This is a genomic window from Streptomyces sp. MBT65 (assembly GCF_016612545.1).
Taxonomy (GTDB): domain Bacteria; phylum Actinomycetota; class Actinomycetes; order Streptomycetales; family Streptomycetaceae; genus Streptomyces.
Map to the genome: position 1 here is coordinate 1 of NZ_JAENRY010000745.1, position 525 is coordinate 525.

The window sequence follows — 525 nt, forward strand, 5'->3', positions numbered from 1 at the left end:
TCGGGGAGGGGAAGGAGGCCGCCGGGGAGGTGGCCTCGGGGTCGGCCGGGTCGACGGGGGCCGCGGCCTGGACGTCGAAGCGGTAGTCGTTCGACTGGCCGATCCAGTCCCCGTCGTCGGCATGACGTTGGACGACGGCCGCGTCGGCGGTGATCTCGTTCGCCACGGTGTCCGGGGCGAGGGCGAGGCGGACCTTCACCGTGAGGGTCTTGCCGGGGTCGACGGTGAAACCGGGGAAGCCGTCGTCGAAGGCGCCGACGAGTTCGGCCTCGTCGGTCCTTTCGAAGCGGACGGGGTGGGGGCGGGGGTCGACGCCGTCGTAGAACTCGAGTCCGGGCTGGGACGGTTTCAGCGCGCGCTGCCGGTCGACGAGGACGACGACCGGGTGGATCGCGGTGCAGCGGCGGGTGGTGGTGTTGGTGAGGTCGAGATACCAGGTGCCGGGGCCGCCGCCGGCCGTGTAGGAGTCGGGGCCGTCGTGGATGCGAGTGGTGAGGGGGAAGGTGCGGGCGTCGGGGGCGGCGC

Annotated in this window: 1 pseudogene; it reads right to left on the minus strand. The window is 73.0% G+C overall.

Annotation, left to right across the window (positions count from 1 at the left end):
• Positions 1–525, minus strand: a pseudogene (locus tag JHN63_RS51925) (hypothetical protein); the annotation flags it as partial.